The organism is Falsiroseomonas sp. E2-1-a4, assembly GCF_051433165.1.
In the GTDB taxonomy this organism is placed as follows: domain Bacteria; phylum Pseudomonadota; class Alphaproteobacteria; order Acetobacterales; family Acetobacteraceae; genus Falsiroseomonas.
The window spans coordinates 25,819-40,973 of record NZ_JBHMFS010000004.1; the positions used below are offsets into that span (position 1 = coordinate 25,819).

At 69.8% G+C, this 15,155-nt stretch carries 19 protein-coding genes; 11 read left to right on the forward strand and 8 right to left on the reverse strand.

All coding sequences use genetic code 11. From position 1 onward, the window contains the following. Positions 1–15: 15 nt before the first annotated feature. Positions 16–1,149, forward strand: a complete 1,134-nt coding sequence (gene epmA, locus ACFHNC_RS05660; protein ID WP_437168248.1) for an EF-P lysine aminoacylase EpmA — start codon at positions 16–18, stop codon at positions 1,147–1,149. Here the strand turns inward: epmA and ACFHNC_RS05665 are convergent. The 5 genes from ACFHNC_RS05665 to ACFHNC_RS05685 all read right to left on the reverse strand — a co-directional run bounded on the left by ACFHNC_RS05665 (position 1,138) and on the right by ACFHNC_RS05685 (position 5,412). Beyond that, entirely contained in the window at positions 1,138–1,863 is a 726-nt protein-coding gene (locus ACFHNC_RS05665; protein WP_437168249.1) for an FkbM family methyltransferase, read from the reverse strand. The genes epmA and ACFHNC_RS05665 overlap by 12 nt on opposite strands. A 217-nt stretch (positions 1,864–2,080) precedes the next feature. Next, entirely contained in the window at positions 2,081–2,716 is a 636-nt protein-coding gene (gene thiE / locus ACFHNC_RS05670; RefSeq protein ID WP_437168250.1) for a thiamine phosphate synthase, read from the reverse strand. Positions 2,717–2,744: 28 nt separating this feature from the next. Beyond that, positions 2,745–3,482, reverse strand: coding sequence for a sulfite exporter TauE/SafE family protein (locus ACFHNC_RS05675; RefSeq protein ID WP_437168251.1), 738 nt, complete (start codon positions 3,480–3,482; stop codon positions 2,745–2,747). 81 nt (positions 3,483–3,563) lie between these two features. Then, entirely contained in the window at positions 3,564–4,565 is a 1,002-nt protein-coding gene (locus ACFHNC_RS05680; RefSeq protein WP_437168252.1) for a Bug family tripartite tricarboxylate transporter substrate binding protein, read from the reverse strand. Positions 4,566–4,641: 76 nt separating this feature from the next. Continuing rightward, positions 4,642–5,412 (reverse strand): DUF3891 family protein, encoded by a 771-nt coding sequence (locus tag ACFHNC_RS05685; RefSeq protein WP_437168253.1) that lies wholly within the window; start codon positions 5,410–5,412, stop codon positions 4,642–4,644. A 161-nt stretch (positions 5,413–5,573) separates the two neighbouring features. On the opposite strand from ACFHNC_RS05685, the gene ACFHNC_RS05690 reads away from it, so the two are divergent. The 5 genes from ACFHNC_RS05690 to ACFHNC_RS05710 all read left to right on the forward strand — a co-directional run bounded on the left by ACFHNC_RS05690 (position 5,574) and on the right by ACFHNC_RS05710 (position 10,047). Beyond that, positions 5,574–6,734: a Re/Si-specific NAD(P)(+) transhydrogenase subunit alpha gene (locus ACFHNC_RS05690; RefSeq protein WP_437168254.1), complete on the forward strand. Its 1,161-nt coding sequence runs from the start codon at positions 5,574–5,576 to the stop codon at positions 6,732–6,734. 12 nt (positions 6,735–6,746) lie between these two features. Continuing rightward, on the forward strand, positions 6,747–7,142 hold the full coding sequence (locus tag ACFHNC_RS05695) for an NAD(P) transhydrogenase subunit alpha (protein WP_437168255.1): 396 nt from the start codon (positions 6,747–6,749) through the stop codon (positions 7,140–7,142). A gap of 3 nt (positions 7,143–7,145) precedes the next feature. After that, entirely contained in the window at positions 7,146–8,555 is a 1,410-nt protein-coding gene (locus ACFHNC_RS05700; protein ID WP_437168256.1) for an NAD(P)(+) transhydrogenase (Re/Si-specific) subunit beta, read from the forward strand. An 83-nt stretch (positions 8,556–8,638) separates the two neighbouring features. Continuing rightward, positions 8,639–9,376: a sulfite exporter TauE/SafE family protein gene (locus ACFHNC_RS05705; RefSeq protein ID WP_437168257.1), complete on the forward strand. Its 738-nt coding sequence runs from the start codon at positions 8,639–8,641 to the stop codon at positions 9,374–9,376. A 104-nt stretch (positions 9,377–9,480) separates the two neighbouring features. Then, the gene (locus ACFHNC_RS05710) at positions 9,481–10,047 is read left to right on the forward strand and encodes a hypothetical protein (protein WP_437168258.1); all 567 of its coding nucleotides are present in this window, start codon (positions 9,481–9,483) and stop codon (positions 10,045–10,047) included. Positions 10,048–10,069: 22 nt separating this feature from the next. On the opposite strand, the gene ACFHNC_RS05715 is transcribed toward ACFHNC_RS05710, so the two are convergent. The 3 genes from ACFHNC_RS05715 to rpsU all read right to left on the reverse strand — a co-directional run bounded on the left by ACFHNC_RS05715 (position 10,070) and on the right by rpsU (position 11,769). Beyond that, the gene (locus ACFHNC_RS05715; protein ID WP_437168259.1) at positions 10,070–10,603 is read right to left on the reverse strand and encodes an aminotransferase class III-fold pyridoxal phosphate-dependent enzyme; all 534 of its coding nucleotides are present in this window, start codon (positions 10,601–10,603) and stop codon (positions 10,070–10,072) included. Next, positions 10,600–11,358 (reverse strand): aspartate aminotransferase family protein, encoded by a 759-nt coding sequence (locus ACFHNC_RS05720; RefSeq protein ID WP_437168260.1) that lies wholly within the window; start codon positions 11,356–11,358, stop codon positions 10,600–10,602. The genes ACFHNC_RS05715 and ACFHNC_RS05720 overlap by 4 nt, the downstream gene beginning before the upstream one ends. A gap of 207 nt (positions 11,359–11,565) precedes the next feature. Further along, positions 11,566–11,769 carry a 30S ribosomal protein S21 gene (rpsU, locus tag ACFHNC_RS05725; RefSeq protein WP_007006360.1) on the reverse strand — a complete coding sequence of 68 codons (204 nt, stop codon included), beginning with the start codon at positions 11,767–11,769 and terminating at the stop codon, positions 11,566–11,568. A gap of 194 nt (positions 11,770–11,963) precedes the next feature. Between rpsU and def the strand changes: the two genes are divergently transcribed. From def to ACFHNC_RS05750, 5 genes are all read left to right on the forward strand, one after another. Then, positions 11,964–12,491: a peptide deformylase gene (gene def / locus ACFHNC_RS05730; protein WP_437168261.1), complete on the forward strand. Its 528-nt coding sequence runs from the start codon at positions 11,964–11,966 to the stop codon at positions 12,489–12,491. Continuing rightward, the gene (locus tag ACFHNC_RS05735; protein WP_437168262.1) at positions 12,488–13,066 is read left to right on the forward strand and encodes a COQ9 family protein; all 579 of its coding nucleotides are present in this window, start codon (positions 12,488–12,490) and stop codon (positions 13,064–13,066) included. Before def ends, ACFHNC_RS05735 begins: the two co-directional genes overlap by 4 nt. Before the next feature lie 289 nt (positions 13,067–13,355). Next, positions 13,356–13,904 carry a hypothetical protein gene (locus tag ACFHNC_RS05740; RefSeq protein ID WP_437168263.1) on the forward strand — a complete coding sequence of 183 codons (549 nt, stop codon included), beginning with the start codon at positions 13,356–13,358 and terminating at the stop codon, positions 13,902–13,904. 19 nt (positions 13,905–13,923) lie between these two features. Beyond that, on the forward strand, positions 13,924–14,625 hold the full coding sequence (locus tag ACFHNC_RS05745; protein WP_437168264.1) for an ATP12 family chaperone protein: 702 nt from the start codon (positions 13,924–13,926) through the stop codon (positions 14,623–14,625). After that, entirely contained in the window at positions 14,622–14,897 is a 276-nt protein-coding gene (locus tag ACFHNC_RS05750) for an acylphosphatase (RefSeq protein ID WP_437168265.1), read from the forward strand. The genes ACFHNC_RS05745 and ACFHNC_RS05750 overlap by 4 nt, the downstream gene beginning before the upstream one ends. The last annotated feature ends 258 nt before the right edge of the window (positions 14,898–15,155 follow it).

Here is a 15,155-nt window from a genome sequence, read left to right on the forward strand (position 1 = left end):
AGGGGGACCGCGCCCATGCCCGAGGCTCCGATCGCACCCGCAACCCCGCGACGCGCCTGGACCCGCGAAAGACTGGCCGCGCGGCTGCCCTTCCTGCGCCGGCGCGCGGCGCTGACCGCGGCCACCCGCCATTTCTTCGAATCCCGCGGCTATATGGAGGTCGAGACCCCCTGCCTGGTCCCCGCCCCGGGAATGGAGGTGCATCTGCGCGGCTTCGCCACCGAATACCGCCCGCATCTCGGCATCGGCCGGGACAGCACGCTGTGGCTGCGGACCTCGCCGGAGCTGGCGCTGAAGCGGCTGCTGGTGGGCGGGGCAGGCAAGGTTTTCGAGCTCGCCCGCGTCTGGCGAAATGGGGAGGCCAGCCCGCATCACGCCCCCGAATTCACCATGCTCGAATGGTACGCGCCGGACATGACCCTGGCCGGGATGATGGAGGAGACGGAGCTGCTGCTGCGCTCCGTCTGCCCCGGCCTGGTCGGGCAAGGCGAGGTCACCGCCGATTTCGCGCTGCCCTTCGAACGCCTGACCATGGCGGAGGCCTTCAGCCGCCATTGCCGCGGCCTGGACATCCTCGGCACCATCGATGCCGCGACCGGGGAGGGTGATGCCGCGAAGCTGCGCGCCAATGCCGCCAAGGCGCGGCTGCATGTGCCGGACAGCGACAGCTGGGAGGATGGGTTCTTCCGCCTGGTGATGCGCTACATCGAACCCGCCATCGGCCGCGGCCGCGCCACCTTCCTTACCCATTGGCCCGCCCCGCAGGCGGCGTTGGCCCGCCGCGACCCGCGGGATGGCCGCGTCGCCTTGCGGTTCGAGCTGTTCGCGGCGGGGCTGGAACTGGCCAATGCCTTCGAGGAACTGACCGACCCGGTGGAACAGCGCGCCCGCTTCGAACGCGACGTGGCGCAGCGGCGCGCCGAGACCGGCGAGGCCGGCTGGGATGTGGATGAGGATTTCCTGGCGGCGCTGGGGGCCGGGATGCCGCCCGCCTCCGGCATCGCGCTGGGCTTCGACCGGCTGGCGATGCTGGCCAGCGGGGCCACCGAGATCGAGGATGTGCTCTGGCTGCCTGCCATCCCCCGCGCCCCGCAGGCGGCCCTGGCGCCGCCGCAGAAACTGCTCGCGGCGCCCGCTTCAGCCGGCTGACAGCGCCGCCTGGATTTCAGCGCTGCGTTCTGCCGGCCAGGCGAAGAAGGTGAAAATGTAGGGCTCGCTGGCCGCGAAGATCGCCGGGTCGGGGGAGGCCACCTGCATGGTTGCGGCGTCGAACTCCGCGTGCGGATGCCAGGCGCCGTCCAGGGCGAACCAGGTCTCGTAGCCGAGGCCCGCGAGCAGCGCCGGCACGTCCCGCGTGCTGCCGGGGCGGTGACGTTCCTCCACCTCCAGGCTCAGCACCGGGCGGCAGCGGGTGAGGGTGGCGCGGGCGCCGGCGAGCACCTCCTCCTCGAAGCCCTCGGCGTCCAGCTTCACATGCTGCAGGTCGGGCAGGTCCAGCGCATCGATGGTGGTCACCGCCACCTCATGCCGCAGCACGGTGACGGAGCCGAAGCTGTCATAGGTCTTGGCGGTGGAGGCCCATTGCTCCTGCGGCACCCCGTCCAGCACCGGCACGGACAGGGTCAGGCTGCCGGCCTCGGCGCCGAGCGCCACCGGGTGCAGTTCGACATGCGGCGGGATGGCGCCGTAGCCGGCGCGGATGGCGGATTCGAGCCGGGCGAAGGCGCTTGGCAGCGGTTCGAAGGCCAGCACCCGCGCGCCGGGCAGGCGCGACAGTGGCAGGGTCAGCAGCCCGTCATGCGCGCCCACATCCAGGATGCTGCCCGGGCGGTGCAGCCGGGTGTGGAAGGTCAATTCGTCCATGGGCGCCGGGCCTCCGCTATTGGGGAGCTGGGCATGTGGGGTGGAATGTGGCGAAGCGGGACTCAGTTCGGTGGCACTTCCGAAATGCGCAGCTGCGCCGGCACGCGGGACCCGCGATCGTAATGGCCGATCCAGATGTCGTACTGGCCGGATTGCGGGCGGCGGAGGATGATGCTCGGGTTGCGGGCGCCTCGGCCCGTTGCGGTCGCTTCCGGCTTCAGGCGGAGGCGATGGCGGCGTTCATCGCCCGCACGCCGGCGGCCGGCCCCTCCGGATGGTTCCAGACGGCGCCGACCACGGCCAGGAAATCCGCCCCGGCGCGGACCAGCGGCGGGCAATTGGCCGCGGTGATGCCGCCGATGGCGACGCAGGGGATCTCGAACATCTCGGACCACCATTCCAGCAGCTCGGGATCCGCCTGGTGCTGCGTTTCCTTGGTGCCGGTCGGGAAGAAGGCGCCGAAGGCGACGTAATCCGCGCCAGCCTCCCCGGCCTCCATCGCCAGATGGCGGGAGCAATGGCAGGTCACGCCTATCATCGCCTCCGGCCCCAGCAGCTTGCGGGCCGCCACTGGGTCGCCATCGCTTTGGCCGAGATGCACGCCGTCGCAGCCGGCCTGCTTCGCCAGATCCATGCGGTCATTCATCAGCACCGCCACGCCGCGTGCCTGCGCCACCGGAATCAGCGCCGCCGCGGCGCGCAGCACGGCCTCGTCCGGCACATCCTTCAGGCGAAGCTGCAACGCCGCGACATCGCCGGCATCCAGCGCGCGGGCCAGCGCCTCGGCGAAGCCGGGCAGGTCCGGCAGGGCAGGGGGGGTGATGAGGTAGAGGCGGCAATCGGGCTCGGGCATGGCGTGATCTGTGGCGCCAGCCGCCGCCTCAGGCAAGCCCGCGCCAGGCGAGATGCGCGCCGAGGGCCAGCAGGCTGGCGAAGAAGATGCGCCGGAACAGCGCGGGCGGGATGCGGCCGCGCAGCCAATTGCCCAGCGCCAACCCGGCGAGCGCCGGCGGCAATGCAAGCAGGGACTGGCCGGCGGCCAGCGGCGTGAAGCTGCCCTGCACCGCCAGCGCCAGGGCCAGGGCCAGGGTCGCCACCAGGAAGGCGATGCCGAGCGCCTGCACCAGCGCATCCCGCGCCAGGCCCAGTGCGCCGAGCCAGGGCACCACCGGCATGACGAAAACGCCCGTGGCCCCCGTAACCAGCCCACCCAGCAGCCCGACCGGCGCGGCGCTGAGCCGTTCGGCCCGATCCGCCAGCCGGAATGGCGGCGCCAGCAGCCCCCAGCCGCCATAGACGGCCAGCGCCAGCCCGAGCAGGCCCATCGCCAGCGCGCCACCGCCGGTCAGCAGCCCGATTCCCGCCAGCGTGCCCGGCACCAGCATCAGCAGCATCGGCCAAAGCCGCCGCAGCAGCGCGCGCCACGCCGGGCCGCTGGCCTGCAGGATGTTGGTGACGAGGGAGGGCAACACCAGCAGGCCCGCGGCCTCGGCCGGCGGCATCGCCAGCGCCAGCAGCCCGATGGCAATGGTCGGCAGGCCCAGCCCGATCAGCCCCTTCACCGCGCCGGCGAGCAGGAAGACCAGGCCGATGAAGGCGGGGGTGGCGAGTTGTTCCATAACGACAGGCTGCCCGCTTCCCTCCGTGCCGTGCTTCGACCGGGACCGAAGCGTTCCCGCTTGCGGCCCCGGCCGAAGGGATCAATCCAGCGTGGCGCCGGAGGCCTCGACCAGGCCCTTCCAGAAGGCCTCCTGCTCCTGCAGGTAGCGGCCATAGGCGGCGGGGCTTTCGTCCCAGACCGGGGTGAAGCCCAGCGGCTCCATGCGTGCCTTGAAATCGTCGGAGCGTGCGACCTGCACCAGCGCCTGGTGCAGCCGGGTGACGGCTGCCTCCGGCGTGCCGGCCGGCGCGTTGACGGCGTACCAGCTCTGCATGTCGATGCCCTGGTTCGGCAGCACTTCCTTCATGCTGGGCACCTCGCGCAGCTCCGGCACATAGGCGACCCGCTCGGCGGAGCCGACGGCGAGTGCCCGGAATCGGCCTTCCCGCACATGCGGCATCAGCGCAGGGATGACGTCGAACATCATGTCGATGTTGCCGGCCAGCAGATCGGCAATGGCGGGGGCGCCACCGCGATAGGGCACATGGGTGATCTCCATGCCCGCTGCCGCATTGATCCGGGCCAGTGTCAGGTGGCTGACCGTGCCGGAGCCGGAGGAGCCCATGGTGATGGCGCCGCGCTCACGCTTCGCTGCCGCCACCAGTTCCGCAAAGTTGCGCCAGGGCCGGCTGGCATTCACCACCAGCAGCACGGTGCCCGTGGTCACGCGCGTCACCGGGGTGAGGTCGCGGATCGGGTCGAAGGGCATGGAGCGGCGGAACAGGAACTTGTTGGCGGCCAGGATGGTGGCCGTGCCAAGCAGCACCGTGTAGCCATCCTTCGGCGCCTTGGCCACGACATCGCCGCCGATATTGCCGCCCGCGCCGCCGCGATTATCCACCGTGATGGTCTGGCCGAGAATCGGCTGCAGCCGTTCCGCCAGAAGGCGCGCGGTGATGTCCACCGCGCCGCCGGGCGCGAAGGGGACGACGATGCGGATCGGCCGCTGCGGCCAGGCGCCCTGGGCCAGAGCGGGGCTGGCGAGTGGCAGGGCGGCCGCGGCGCCGAGGAGCGCGCGGCGGGAAAGGCCGGGGAGGGTCATGAAAGGGGGGGGTCCTCAATCGGGTGGTCAGCGCCCAGCATAACCGGTCCGCCGCAAAACCGCACGCGGGGCGCCCTTAGCCTGGCACCAGCCGCGCGGACAGCGCCTGTACCGGCGCCACGGCGAGGTCCGCGCGCATGGTCGCCTCATCCGTCCAGCGCGCAGCTTCCGGCAGGCGCCGGGCGCGCCATTGCAGCGTCACCTCGGCCAGCCGGAACGGCCAGGGGGCGATGGAGATCACGCCGGCGCCTTCCTGGAGCGCCAGCTTCGCCTGGCTGCCATTCGCCATTGGCGCGGTGCCGACCCCGCCAATGGTCTCCACCCCGCCGCAGACGGCGAGGCTCAGCGCATCCGTCACGGCGACCAGTGCGCCGGCCGTTTCCACCTGCGCCGCGGTGGCGCCAAGCTGCGCCGCCAGGTCGCGCTGCAACACCGCCTGTTCCGCCAGGTAATGCGCCACAGCCTCGGCATCCGCGGGCTCAAGCTGGTGGCGGTCCGTGTAGCTGCCGTAGATCAGGCTGCCATGGCGGCTGACCAGCAGCGCCACCCAGGGCCCCCAGCAGGCCAGCGCCTGTGCCACGCCGGTGGCCCACATCGGCGCGTGGAAGCGGGCGCCGACGGCGCGGAAGCTGTGTGGCAGGCCGGTCGCCGGGTCCAGCGTCGGCGCCACCTCCCACCCCATCCAGGCGACATCATGCTGGGCGCAGGCGGTGGCGACATCCTCGAACGGGTCGAGGGCGGCGAATCCGGGTGCGCCCCAGGCGCGGGCGAGCTGGCCGGAAACCAGCGCATGCATGGGCTGGCTGATCGCCAGGGTGGAGCCGTCGGGAAGTTCGCGCAGGAGCATGGCGGCAGGATGGGCGCCGGCCCGTGGCGCCGGCAATCCTTATTCCACCCCATTCCGGGTGCGATCCGCACCCCGGCGGGACGTGGCATCCTTGCAAGACTTGCAACACGCCTTCATATGGCGCCGACTTCGGAATCGAGGCAGTCGGGGGGTTCTCATAGATGCGCGTTGCGGTATTGCGCGAACGGCGAGGGGCGGAAACGCGGGTGGCCGCCACGCCGGAGACGGCGAAGAAGCTCATCGCCCTGGGTTGCACCGTCGCGGTGGAGACCGGCGCCGGCCTCGCTTCGGGGTTTCCGGACAGCCAGTACGCCGAGGCCGGCGCGGAGGTGACGCCCGATGTCGGCACCACCCTGGCCAATGCCTGCCTGGTGCTGAAGGTGCGCGCCCCGCTCGGCACCGGAGAGGGTGAGGTCGATGAACTCTCCCTGATCCCGCGCGGCGCCATCCTGATCGGCACGCTCGGCGCCGACCGCGCCATGGCGGATACTTACGCGCAGCTCGGCATCGAGGCGTGCAGCATGGAACTGCTGCCGCGCATCACCCGCGCGCAGTCCATGGATGTGCTGTCCTCCCAGGCGAACCTCGCCGGCTACCGCGCGGTGGTGGAGGCGGCGAGCACCTTCGACCGTGGCTTCCCCATGCTGATGACCGCCGCCGGCACCATCCCGGCCGCCCATGTCTTCATCATGGGCGCGGGCGTTGCCGGGTTGCAGGCCATCGCCACCGCACGCCGCCTCGGCGGCCGGGTTTCCGCCACCGATGTGCGGCCGGCGGCGAAGGAGGAGATCAAGTCCCTCGGCGCCACCTTCGTCGGCTACGAGGATGAGGAGAGCAAGGCAGCGCAGACCGCAGGCGGCTACGCCAAGCAGCTTTCCGCGGAATTCTACGCCAAGCAGGCCGAGGTGGTGGCCGCCCATATCGCCAAGCAGGACATCGTCGTCACCACCGCCCTGGTGCAGGGCCGCAAGGCGCCGATCCTGGTGAATGAGGCGATGGTCGCCTCGATGAAGCCGGGCAGCATCATCGTGGATATTGCGGCGGACGCCGGCGGCAACTGCGCCGCCACCGTTCCGGGCGAGATGATCGTCACGGCCAATGGCGTGAAGGTGCTGGGCTACCGCAACTGGCCGGGCCGGATTTCCGGCGCTTCCTCCGCGCTGTATGCGCGCAACCTGCTGACCTTCCTGACCACCTTCTGGGACAAGGACGCGAAGAAGCCGGTGCTGAAGGAAGACGATGACATCGTGAAGGGCGTGCAGCTGACCCGCGGCGGTGCCGTGGTCCATGCCTCGCTGCCCCCCGCGTCCCCGGCCGCCTGAGGAGATCGCGCCATGAACCCGCAACAGATCGCCATCGAGGCCGCCTCGATCTCTGACCGCGCCGCGCTGCTCGCCGAGCATGCGCGGCAATTGGCCGAGGCGGCGGCGCCCGTCGCCGCGGCTGCCGAGCCTTTCCTGCTGATGCTGACCATTTTCCTGATGGCCTGCTTCGTTGGCTACTACGTGGTGTGGAACGTGACCCCGGCGCTGCACTCGCCGCTGATGGGCGTCACCAATGCCATCTCCTCCGTCATCGTGGTGGGCGCCATCCTGGCGACCGGCCTGGCCGAGAGCGTGGCCGCGCAGATCTTCGGTTTCATCGGCGTGACGCTCGCCTCGGTGAACATCTTCGGTGGCTTCCTCGTGACTCGCCGGATGCTGTCCATGTTCAAGAAGAAGGGCGGCTGAGCCATGGGACAGACCCTTTCGACCCTGGCCTACCTCGTCGCCTCCGTTCTGTTCATCATGGCGCTGCGCGGCCTCTCCAACCCCGAGACCAGCCGCCAGGGCAACCTGTACGGCATGATCGGCATGGGCATCGCGATCATCGCGACCCTGCTGCGGCCGGGCATGGGCGCGGGCGGCATCGTGCTGGTCCTCGCCGGCCTTGCCATCGGTGGCACCATCGGCACGGTGCTGGCGCAACGCATCCAGATGACATCGCTGCCGCAGTTGGTCGCCGCCTTCCACTCCCTGGTCGGCATGGCCGCAGTGTTCGTGGCGGCGGCGGCCTTCTATTCGCCGGAGAGCTTCGGCATCGGCTTTGCCGGCAACATCAAGGCCGCGTCGCTGGTCGAGATGTCGCTGGGGCTCGCCATCGGCGCCATCACCTTCTCCGGCTCCGTCATCGCCTTTGCGAAGCTGGACGGGCGCATGTCTGGCGCGCCGATCCTCTTCAAGGGCCAGCACATGCTGAATGCGGCGCTCGGTGCGCTGCTGCTGGTGCTGGTGATCGCCTTCGTTGCGACCGGATCGCCCATCCTGTTCTGGCTGATCGCGCTGCTGTCCTTCGCGCTGGGCTTCCTGCTGATCATCCCGATCGGCGGCGCGGACATGCCGGTGGTGGTGTCCATGCTGAACAGCTATTCCGGCTGGGCGGCGGCGGGCATCGGCTTCACCATCGGCAACCTGCTGCTGATCGTCACCGGCGCGCTGGTCGGTGCCTCGGGCGCCATCCTGTCCTACATCATGTGTAAGGGCATGAACCGCAGCATCATCAACGTGCTGCTGGGCGGCTTTGGTAGTGACTCGGGTGGGGCCGCGGGTCCTGGTGCCGGCACCGCGGACCGCGCCCCGGTGAAGGCGGGCAGCCCGGAAGACGCCGCCTACATCATGAAAAACGCCCAGAAGATCATCATCGTGCCGGGTTACGGCATGGCGGTGGCGCAGGCGCAGCAGGTGGTCCGCGAAATGGCCGACCTGCTGAAGAAGGAAGGCGCCGAGATCTCCTACGCCATCCACCCCGTCGCGGGCCGCATGCCCGGCCACATGAACGTGCTGCTGGCCGAGGCGAATGTGCCCTATGACGAGGTGCATGAGCTGGAGGAGATCAACGCCGAATTCGCGGATGCCGATGTGGCCTATGTGATCGGCGCCAACGACGTGACGAACCCGGCGGCGAAGACCGACAAGACCAGCGCCATCTACGGCATGCCGATTCTGGATGTGGAGCGCGCGAAGACCGTGTTCTTCGTCAAGCGCGGCATGGCCAGCGGCTACGCCGGCGTGGACAACGAGCTGTTCTTCCGCCCCAACACCATGATGCTGTTCGGCGACGCCAAGAAGGTCACGCAGCAGATCGTGCAGAGCCTGCAGAAGTAGGCCAAGACTGAACCGGCCGCCCTGGCGGCGGCCGGTTTTCAGGGAAGCGCCCGCACCAGACCGCAAGCTGGGTGAGGGTCCGCATGGACGAGTTCCTGCTTTTCGTCGCCGTCGGCTTCGTGGCCCAGATGATCGATGGCGCCATCGGCATGGCCTATGGGCTGACAGCCACTAGCGTGCTGGTCTCGCTCGGTACCCACCCCGCCGTGGCCAGCGCCAGCGTCCATGCGGCGGAGGTCTTCACCACCGGTGCCTCCGGCTTCGCCCATTGGCGGCTCAAGAATGTCGATGCGCGGCTGGTGGCGCGGCTGGCGCTGCCGGGCATCGCCGGGGGCGTCGCGGGGGCGCTGCTGGTCTCCGCCCTGCCGATGCAGATCATCCGGCCCGTGGTCAGCGCCTATCTGCTCGGTATGGGTGGGTTGATCCTGTGGCGCGCCTGGCGCCCGCCGCAACCCAGGCCCGGGCGACCGGTCATGTTGCTCGGACTGGGCGGCGGCTTCCTGGATGCGGCGGGCGGCGGCGGCTGGGGGCCGATCGTCACCTCCACCCTGATCGGGCGCGGCAATGTGCCCCGCATTGCCATCGGCTCCACCAACGCCGCCGAGTTCTTCGTCACGCTCGCCATCACCGCCGCCTTCTTCACCGCGATCGGGCTGGAGTTGTGGCAGGCGATCCTCGGGCTGGTGGTGGGCGGCGTGCTGGCGGCGCCCTTCGCCGCCCTGGTGGCGCGGCATGTGCCGGCGCGCCAGCTGATGCTGCTGGTGGGCGTGGTCATCATGCTGCTGTCGCTGCGCAGCCTGGCGGCCTCGCTGGGGGGTTGATCGAAGCGTAATTTTATCTGTTCGACAGCCCTGCAGGGTTTCAAGATGCGGAAGCTTGCATTGGGGAAGAGGGCGCGTGTCGGATGATAAATGAATCGCTCAGCATGGTTGATTTCGGCAACCTGCCGGCCTCCCACCAAAGCGCGTTCCTGGTGCCCTCCGTCCGCGTGGAAACGCTGCCCAAGAACTTCATGCTGTTCAAGCTGACCGCCGGCAAGGCGCAGGCGACCCAGTGGGGGATCAGCCCCTGGTGGTCGCCGGTGAAGCCCTTCAAGGAAGACTATGAGGGCGCCCTCGGCCGCTATCAGCAGGCGAAGCTCAATGGCATCGACATGAGCGCGATGGTCCGCTTCATGTCCGCCGTCTGCATCGACTGGAACGACCTCGGCAACTTTGTGCAGGTCAAGCTGAAGGATGAGTGCCGGGCCTTCTGGGGCCTGTTCGCGCCGCAGAAGAAGCTCAGTGCCACGCCGGCCACAGCATCCGGCCGCGCTGCTGCGCGGGCGAAGGAAATCCAGGTGAGCAATGGCGCCCAGCTACCGCCGGACCTCGGCGTGCTGGAGGCCTGGCAACTCTATGTGCCGAACCTGAAGGAGTCGGATATCAGCCGCAGCGGCGTGATTCCGGCGCATGACATGCACGCGCTTGCTTTGCATTTCGGGCTGACCTGACAGGTCAGCCCTGGCAGGTGGTTCAGCCTGTCGCTGCCGGCAGGGTCGCCATGGCCCGCGCGAAGGCCGTCAGTGTCTGGTCCACGTCCCGCGGCTCATGCGCGGTCGAGACATAGTATTTGCTGTCGCCCTTCAGGATGCCGCCTTCCCGCAGCACGCGGTTCACATGCGCCTGCGCCGCACGGTCCGCACGCAGCGTGGCGCGATAGTCCCGCACCTCGCCATCCGTGAACACCACGTCGAACAGCGGCGGCTCGCCCACCACCTGCGCCCGCAATCCGGCCTCGGCAAGCTGCGCGGCCATGCCATCCATCAGCGCCCGGCCGGTGGCGAAGACGCCCTCATAGGCGCCGGGGCGGCGCAGGATCTCCAGCGTCTTCAGCCCGGCCACGGCGGCCACCGGGTTGCCGGACAGCGTGCCCACCTGCATCAGGAAGCCGGCGTCGCCGACGAGTGCGCGGTCGAAATGCGCCATGATGTCGGCGCGTCCGGCCACTGCCGCGAGCGGGAAGCCGCCGCCGATCGTCTTGCCCAGGGTGCAGAGGTCCGGCGTCACGCGTAGAATGCCTGCGCGCCGCCATAGGCGAAGCGGAAGCCCGTCACGACCTCGTCAAAGATCAACACCAGGCCGTGCTTGGTGCAGAGGTCGCGCAGCCCCTGCAGGAAGCCGGGGACGGGCGGAATCAGGCGCTGCAATGGCTCCACGATGATGCCGGCGATCTCCTCGCTCTGCTGTTCCACCAGCCGGGTCACCGCCTCCAGATCGTTGAAGGGGGCGACCAGCACGTCATCGGCGACGGATTTCGGAATGCCGGCGGAATCCGGCACGGGGCGGGGGAAGTTGGCCAGGTGCTTCGGCGCCAGGCTCATCAGGCCATGGTCGCTCATCCCGTGGTAGCCGCCCTCGAATTTCAGGATCTTGTCGCGGCCGCGAAAGGCTCGGGCCAGGCGCATGGCGTAGAGATCCGCCTCCGTGCCGGAGCCGACGAAGCGAAGCTGCTCCGCGCAGGGCACCGCCTCGACGATGGCCTCGGCCAGGGCGATGCCGTGTTCATTGTTGGCGAAGAAGGTGGTACCGCGGGCGAGCTGCTGCTGCACCGCCTCGGTGACTTCCGGGTGGCAATGGCCGACGAACATCGGTCCGGAGCCGAGCAGGAAATCCACATATTCGCGCCCGGCGGCATCCCAGACCCGGCCGCCTCGGCCTTCGCGCAGGATCACCTCGGGCGAGAAATTGCCGAATCCGCCAGCCGGCAGCACGCGCTTCGCACGCGCCACCAGCGCCTGTTCCAGATCAACAACCCCATCCATCGCGCTTGCCCCTGCCACAGACGGGGAGTAGACGCGCGTCGATGCGGTGCGAAAAGCCCTCGGACAGCGCAAAGCGGCGGCTGGCGGAAGGGTTTCCGCACCGCGCTGCTTCGGCTTGTCAGGGTCACGGCCCGCCGGGGAGGACGGGCGTCAGGGGAGGCTGGTCCAGTTCCCGGCGGCGGGATGAACCGCTGCGCCGGGGAGGGATCAGAAGCCTTCCCGCTCCAGCCGCTTGCGCTCCACCTTGCGGGCGCGGCGAACAGCCTCCGCGGCCTCACGGGCGCGACGCTCGGACGGCTTCTCGTAATGGCGGCGGAGCTTCATTTCACGGAACACACCCTCACGCTGAAGCTTCTTCTTCAGCGCCTTCAGGGCCTGGTCGATGTTATTGTCGCGGACGACGACCTGCACGCGATGGAACCTCCTGGTTCGAATGAATGAGAATCGGAAAAGCGGATGCGCGCCAGCCGATCCGGAAGTTGGCCCGGACCGGCAAGCGCGAGGGCGGATGCCTTAGCATAGGATTCGGGGAACGCGAAAGCCCCTCCCGCTGCCCGCCATACGCATTAAGTAGGGACCTGCACGCATCGGACCGTTCCGCCACCATGGCCCTTCTGAAGATCGCCCGCATGGGCCACCCCGTCCTGGTCCGCCGGGCCGATCCCGTGGCAGACCCCACTTCGCCGGAAATCCGCCGTCTGGTCGCGGATATGGCGGAGACGATGGAGGATGCCTCCGGCCTCGGCCTGGCGGCGCCGCAGGTCCATGTGCCGCTGCGGCTTTTCGTCTGGCGCGGCGGCGCCGGCAACATCCTCGCCCTGATCAACCCGGAGATCGAGCCGGTGGGGGAGGAGACGGAAGAAGGCTGGGAAGGCTGCCTATCCATTCCCGGCCTGCGCGGCGCCGTGCCGCGCGCCGCACGAATCCGCTTCCGCGGCGTTGATGTGGAAGGCCGCCCGGTCGATGGGGAGGCCGCGGGCCTGCCCGCCCGGGTTATCCAGCATGAGACGGACCATCTGGACGGCATCCTGTATCCGATGCGGATGCCGGATCTGTCCCGCTTCGGCTTCAACGAGGATCTGCATCGCGCGGCCCAGCAGGCCAGTCGCGCCGCCGAGGAGGATGCATCGTGATCGAACGCAGCGAGGAACGCGACCAGGCCATCAAGGCGGCCCTGCCGCATGTGCCGGCGCTCGGCTGGAGCCGCGCCGCGCTGGCCGCCGGCCTCACCGACCTCGGACGGGATCCGCTGGAACAGGAATGGCTGTTCCCGCGCGGCCCGGTGGAAGCGATCGAGGCTTGGTGCGACCTGGCGGACCGGGAGATGGCGGCGCAGGCCGTCGCGGAAGACCTGCTTGGCCTGAAGATCCCCCGCCGCATCCGCCGCGTCGTGCTGATCCGGCTGGAACAGGCAGTGCCGGATCGGGAAGCGGTGCGCCGGGCGCTGGCGCTGCAGGCGCTGCCCTGGAACCTGGCCTCGGCGGCCCGCACCTTGGCGCGCACGGCCGATTCGATGTGGGCCGCGGCGGGCGACACCTCGGCGGACTTTTCCTGGTACACACGGCGGGCGACGCTGGCGGCCATCTATGGCGCGACGCTGGCCTTCTGGCTGCAGGATGATTCGGAGGATCACGCGGCGACCAAGGCCTTCCTGGATCGCCGGCTGGCCGGTCTGGCGCGGTTCCAACGCATGAAACGAAAGGCCTAGGCCCGCGTTGAACCCACCGTAACCTTACGGAGTGGGTCATGAAGGGTATTCTGCTGTGGCTGGTCGGCTTGCCGATCCCGATCATCATCGTGCTCTACCTGATTGGAATCTTGTGAAGATCGGCGACAAGATCGCGGCTGTTTTCCGCGGCGGGATGCTGTAGAGACGGCCTGTGACGGGACGCCAGGGGGCCGGGGGGCCCCACCGCGCGATCGGCTAGCGCAACATTGGTTGCGCCGGCTCGGCCGATGCGGCAGGCAGGGGGTCCCAAGGGGAGTTTCCCAACGCCATGCGCCGCAAGTTTTCCATTCGTCTGCTGATCGCCGGCGCCGCCATGGCCATCGGCGGCCCCGCCATCGCCCAGTCCTGCGTTCAGGCCAATGAGCGCACGGCCTTCGAGCTGCGCGCCTTGCAGAGCCAGCTGATGGTCGCCGCCATCACCTGCCAGCGAGACGGCGACTACAACGCCTTCGTCCGCAAGTTCCAGGGCGACCTCGGCGGTGCCTACAACACCATCCGCACCCATTTCCGCCGCACCGCCGGCGCCCAGGGTCAGCGCGCGCTCGATGGCTACATCACGACGCTGGCGAATGAGCAGTCGCAGGATGGGGTCCGCCAGGGCTCGCGCTTCTGCCAGAACATCACGCCGCTGTTCCAGGTGGCCCTGGCGCAGACCAGTGCCAGCTCGCTCGCCGAGATGTCCATGGAGCGGAACGTGCTGAACCCGTACGACGCCGCAAGCTGCGCGGACCGCGTCACCACACCGGCCGCCACCACGCCGACCCGCCGCCGCCCGGCCGCCAGCAACCGCTCCGCCGCGGTCACCCGCAACCGCTGAACAGCGTGAAGCGGTACGCGTGAAACGGTTCTGGGACCAGGCCTGCGCGGCGCCGGCCGAGGAAGGCTTTGCCATCCTGCTGGATGGCCGCCCGGTTCGCCTGCCGGGCGGTGCGCCGCTGCGCGTGCAGGCAGCACCGCTGGCCGAGGCTGTCGCCGCCGAATGGCAGGCCGCCGGTGGGGCCAAGGGCGGTGAGATGCGGCCGGAAGACGTGCCGCTGACCCGCCTGGTCGGCACCGCGGAAGAACGGATCGGGCAGGCGCCGGAGGGCACCGTCGCTGCCATCGCCCGCTATGGCGAATCCGAGTTGCTCTGCTACCGCACGGATATCAGCCGGCTCGCGGTGCGGCAGGCGGAGGCCTGGGACCCCTGGCTGACCTGGGCCGCGCGCAACCTGGATGCACCGCTGCGCGTGACCACCGGCATCATGCCGGTCTCGCAGCCGCCGGAGGCATTGGCGGCGCTGCACCGCGCGGTGCAGCGGCAATCCGTGTTCGGCCTGGCGGCGCTGGGCGTGGCGGTGCCGGCGCTGGGCAGCCTGGTGCTCGGCCTCGCTGTGGTCGGCCTGCATCTCGACCCTGCCGAGGCGCATCGCCTGGCGGCGCTTGAGGAACAGTTCCAGGAGGAATTCTGGGGCGTGGACCCCGACAAGCAGGCCCGCCGCGATGCCGCCGCGGCCGATGTGGCGCTGGCCGCGCGGCTGGTGCGGCTGGCCGGATGATTTCCCGGCTGCTGGCCATCAGCGGCCGCGTGCAGGGGGTTGGCTACCGGGACTGGCTGGTGCGGGAGGCGCTGCGGCGCGGCCTGCAAGGTTGGGTGCGGAACCGGCCGGACCGCAGCGTGCAGGCCCTGGTGGCCGGCGATGCGGAGGCCGTGCAGGCCATGATCGCCGCCTGCCAGCGCGGCCCGCTGCTTGCCCGCGTCACCGCGGTGACGGAGACGTCGGCCGAATCGCCGGACCAGCCGGGATTCAGCCGCCGCGCCGATGGCTAGGCTCACCTGGCCGCATGCTGCTGGCTTTCTGGTGAGTCCGCCCCAACTCATCACGCTCCGAGGCGTGCGATGCTGCACTGCCGAAATTTCCTTGTCGGGTGAGTGATTCTGCCCTATCTCTCCCCTCGTCGGCGGGTGTTTGCCCGCCGCGCCCCGGCCGCGTGAGCGGGCCCGGTGCCGTCACCCCAGCATGGGGGACCTGGCGCCTGGAGGCCCGGACCGGGGCGCTGCCGTCGCCCGAAAGGCGTGGCTCTGCGG

Excerpts from the sequence above, each read along its gene's own strand:
- epmA (WP_437168248.1), top strand. The coding sequence starts at position 16 with ATGCCCGAGGCTCCGATCGCACCCGCAACCCCGCGACGCGCCTGGACC.
- ACFHNC_RS05665 (WP_437168249.1), bottom strand. The coding sequence starts at position 1,863 with ATGGACGAATTGACCTTCCACACCCGGCTGCACCGCCCGGGCAGCATC.
- thiE (WP_437168250.1), bottom strand. The coding sequence starts at position 2,716 with ATGCCCGAGCCCGATTGCCGCCTCTACCTCATCACCCCCCCTGCCCTG.
- ACFHNC_RS05675 (WP_437168251.1), bottom strand. The coding sequence starts at position 3,482 with ATGGAACAACTCGCCACCCCCGCCTTCATCGGCCTGGTCTTCCTGCTC.
- ACFHNC_RS05680 (WP_437168252.1), bottom strand. The coding sequence starts at position 4,565 with ATGACCCTCCCCGGCCTTTCCCGCCGCGCGCTCCTCGGCGCCGCGGCC.
- ACFHNC_RS05685 (WP_437168253.1), bottom strand. The coding sequence starts at position 5,412 with ATGCTCCTGCGCGAACTTCCCGACGGCTCCACCCTGGCGATCAGCCAG.
- ACFHNC_RS05690 (WP_437168254.1), top strand. The coding sequence starts at position 5,574 with ATGCGCGTTGCGGTATTGCGCGAACGGCGAGGGGCGGAAACGCGGGTG.
- ACFHNC_RS05695 (WP_437168255.1), top strand. The coding sequence starts at position 6,747 with ATGAACCCGCAACAGATCGCCATCGAGGCCGCCTCGATCTCTGACCGC.
- ACFHNC_RS05700 (WP_437168256.1), top strand. The coding sequence starts at position 7,146 with ATGGGACAGACCCTTTCGACCCTGGCCTACCTCGTCGCCTCCGTTCTG.
- ACFHNC_RS05705 (WP_437168257.1), top strand. The coding sequence starts at position 8,639 with ATGGACGAGTTCCTGCTTTTCGTCGCCGTCGGCTTCGTGGCCCAGATG.
- ACFHNC_RS05710 (WP_437168258.1), top strand. The coding sequence starts at position 9,481 with ATGGTTGATTTCGGCAACCTGCCGGCCTCCCACCAAAGCGCGTTCCTG.
- ACFHNC_RS05720 (WP_437168260.1), bottom strand. The coding sequence starts at position 11,358 with ATGGATGGGGTTGTTGATCTGGAACAGGCGCTGGTGGCGCGTGCGAAG.
- def (WP_437168261.1), top strand. The coding sequence starts at position 11,964 with ATGGCCCTTCTGAAGATCGCCCGCATGGGCCACCCCGTCCTGGTCCGC.
- ACFHNC_RS05740 (WP_437168263.1), top strand. The coding sequence starts at position 13,356 with ATGCGCCGCAAGTTTTCCATTCGTCTGCTGATCGCCGGCGCCGCCATG.
- ACFHNC_RS05750 (WP_437168265.1), top strand. The coding sequence starts at position 14,622 with ATGATTTCCCGGCTGCTGGCCATCAGCGGCCGCGTGCAGGGGGTTGGC.